The sequence below is a fragment of the Methylobacterium sp. NMS14P genome (assembly GCF_028583545.1).
In the GTDB taxonomy this organism is placed as follows: domain Bacteria; phylum Pseudomonadota; class Alphaproteobacteria; order Rhizobiales; family Beijerinckiaceae; genus Methylobacterium.
In genome coordinates this window covers 3,590,266-3,593,160 of record NZ_CP087106.1, presented here as the reverse complement: position 1 = coordinate 3,593,160, position 2,895 = coordinate 3,590,266, and the positions used below count along the sequence as shown (strand labels likewise).

3 protein-coding genes are annotated in these 2,895 nt (G+C 71.4%); 1 reads left to right on the top strand and 2 read right to left on the bottom strand.

Annotated features, from left to right (window positions below; genetic code table 11):
- Window positions 1–62: 62 nt before the first annotated feature.
- Window positions 63–779, bottom strand: a complete 717-nt coding sequence (locus LOK46_RS17255; protein ID WP_273559123.1) for a thioesterase II family protein — start codon at window positions 777–779, stop codon at window positions 63–65.
- Between the two features lie 2 nt (window positions 780–781).
- Window positions 782–1,015, bottom strand: a complete 234-nt coding sequence (locus LOK46_RS17250) for an MbtH family protein (protein ID WP_273559121.1) — start codon at window positions 1,013–1,015, stop codon at window positions 782–784.
- Between the two features lie 401 nt (window positions 1,016–1,416).
- Here LOK46_RS17250 and LOK46_RS17245 point away from each other — a divergent pair, with 401 nt between their 5' ends.
- Window positions 1,417–2,784, top strand: coding sequence for a lysine N(6)-hydroxylase/L-ornithine N(5)-oxygenase family protein (locus LOK46_RS17245; RefSeq protein WP_273559119.1), 1,368 nt, complete (start codon window positions 1,417–1,419; stop codon window positions 2,782–2,784).
- Window positions 2,785–2,895 lie beyond the last annotated feature (111 nt).

The window sequence follows — 2,895 nt, the reverse complement described above, 5'->3', positions numbered from 1 at the left end:
GGTGACATCCCGTTCGTTCGCGCCGTCGGCCCGCGCGCCGCCGGTGGGCGGGCGCGGTCGCCTCAGGCCGCGGCGTCCGCCCGCGCGCCGATCCGCCGGCCGACGAGGTCGAGCACCGGCCCCCGGCGCGCGTGGATGAAGAAGTGATCGCCCTCGAACAGCGCGAGGTCGAAGGCGCCGCGCGTCTCGCGGCCCCAGGCCTCGAGGTCGGCGCGGGCGACGTCGTCCCGCGTCCCGCCGAGCGCCTGGATCGGGCAGTCCAGCGCCGGCCGCGCCGCGTAGGTGTAGGCGCCGCGCAGCCGGAAATCGGCGCGGAGCACCGGCAGAACCAGGGCCATCAGGGCGGGATCGGCCAGCGCCTCCGGCGGCGTCGCGCCGTAGGCGGACAGGGCGTCGCGCAGGTCCGCGTCGCTGCGCGGGCGGCGGAAATACGTTCCGTCGCACACCGCTGGTCCGGCGCATCCGGAGGCGAACAGCGCGCGTGGCGCCGCGATCCCGCGGGCGCGGAGTTCGTGCGCCAGCTCGAAGGCGAGCAGCGCGCCCAGGCTGTGCCCGAACAGCGCGTAGGAGCCTGTGACGCAACCGGCGACCTCGTCCGCGAGGCGCCGCGTCAGCGCCCGCGGGTCGGTGCAGGGCGCCTCGCCGATCCGGGATCCGCGCCCCGGCAGCTCGACGGGCCTGACGTCGACCGAGTCGGGCAGCCCGCGGCGCCACTGCGCGTAGACCGCGGCGCTCGCACCCGCGTAGGGAAGGCAGAACAGCCGGACTCGTCCCGGCACGGTCACGTCCGCGCGCCGCCCGCGTCCCGCTCCTGTGCCTCCATGTGTCGGCGCAGGCTCAGGGGCCGCATGTCGGTCCAGACCTCGTCGATATAGGCCAGGCAATCGGCCTTCGCGCGCGGGTCGCCCACCGCGCGCCACCCGTCCGGTATGTCGCGGTAGCTCGGCCAGATCGAGTATTGCTCCTCGTGATTCATCACCACGTAGAAGAGCGTATCTTCGCGATCGAACGCCATCGATGCATCCCGTTCACGTGAAGGCCGCGAGCAGCCTCCTCAATGAATCAATGAACTTCGCTTGTTGGCGCATAACATGACCGAAAGATCGTCGGACTCAAGGGGTATTCTACATATTTGAAATGTTCTAATTTAATTCATTACTGCCGGATCGTCTCGAACGTTGCTTAGATACCTTGAATCAATACGCCGGTTCGCGGTACGCAGTGCGGCCAGCGGGTGCGACGTGGTTCGGCGTGGCGGGGGACGCGGTCAGTGGCGTGTGCGCGAACGAGCTTCCGGTCGCCTGTGAGCGATCCCGCCGGGGCAGCGCGCGGCTCCCTCGGGAAAGGCGCCGCCTGTCTGCGCCGCGCCGGACAGGATCGCTGCGCACCCCGCCGTGCGGACGAGGGGTGGATCGGATGACCGCGCCCGCCGCTCCGCCCTACGATGTGATCGGGGTCGGCTTCGGGCCGTCGAACCTCGCGCTGGCGATCGCCCTCGCCGAGACCCCGGCGGCGCGCGGCCTGCGGCACCGCTTCCTAGAGCGGCAGCCCCACTTTCGATGGCACGGCGGCATGCTCCTGCCGGGCAGCGACATGCAGATCTCGTTCCTCAAGGACCTCGTCACGCTCCGCAACCCGACGAGCCCGCTGACCTTCGTGAACTACCTGCACAGCCAGGGTCGACTGCACGACTTCATCGATCTCGGAACCTTCCATCCCAGCCGAATCGAGTTCAACGACTATCTCCGCTGGGTTGCGGACCATTTCGCCGACCGCTGCGACTACGACGAGACCGCGGTCGCGGTGGAGCCCGGGCTGGGACCGGACGGGGCGGTCGAGACCCTGTGGGTCGTCGCCCGCGACGCTGCGGGCCGCGAGATCCGCCGTCAGACGCGCGACCTCGCCCTCGCGGTGGGTGGCGCCCCGCACGTGCCCGCCGTCTTCGCGGCATGGGCGCGCGATCCTCGGCTCTGCCATTCGAGCCGCTACCTCGACTATGTCGATCGCCCCGGCACCCCGCTCGACCTGTCGCGCCCGGGCGCCCGCGCGGCGGTGATCGGCGGCGGCCAGAGCGCGGCTGAGATCGGCCACGATCTCCACGCCCGCTTCCCGCACCTGCAGGTCGATCTCGTTTTCCGCGGCCACGCCCTCAGACCTTCGGACGCGACGCCGTTCGTCAACGAGATCTTCCACCCCGACCGAACCGACTTCGTGTATGCCCAGCCGAGCGAGAGACGAGCGGCGATCGTGCGCAGCTACCGCAACACGAACTACGCGGTGATCGATGCCGATCTGCTCAAGGCGCTCCACGTGATCGTCTACCGGGAGAAGGTCTCCGGGCCGCAGCGCCTGCACCTCCGCCCGCGCAGCGAGATCGTCTCGGTCGCCGGCGACGCGGGTGGGATCAGGCTGCGCACCGTCGACCGCTTCGCCGAGACCGAGGCGGAGCGCAGCTACGACGGCATCGTCCTGGCGACCGGGTACGCCCGCGACCCGAACCCGGCGATTCTCGAACCGCTCGCGCCCTATCGCGACGGCCCGGACCTGGCGCGCGACTACCGCGTCTCGACCCGCCCCGGCTTCATCCCGCGCATCTACGTCCAGGGCTACTCGGAGACCTCGCACGGCCTGAGCGACACCCTGCTCTCGGTCCTGCCGGTCCGCGCTCAGGAGATCGTCGACAGCCTGCTCGATCAGGACCGGCCCGGGGACGCGGTCGCCGCGGCGCGCCTGCCCTCCGCCGGCGGGATCCGCGCCTGGGACCGGCAGGGGGCGCGTCCATGAGGCTCGCCGTCTCGGGAGCCGATCGGGCGCGGCGCAGCCCGCGGAGGAACGCCGCGTGAGGATCGGCCACCCGTTGATCCGGTGCGGCCTGCCGGCGCCGGCTGGCCCGGA

What these genes read in the sequence shown, in the direction of transcription:
- LOK46_RS17250 (WP_273559121.1), bottom strand. Translation starts at nt 1,015, where the DNA reads ATGGCGTTCGATCGCGAAGATACGCTCTTCTACGTGGTGATGAATCAC.
- LOK46_RS17245 (WP_273559119.1), top strand. Translation starts at nt 1,417, where the DNA reads ATGACCGCGCCCGCCGCTCCGCCCTACGATGTGATCGGGGTCGGCTTC.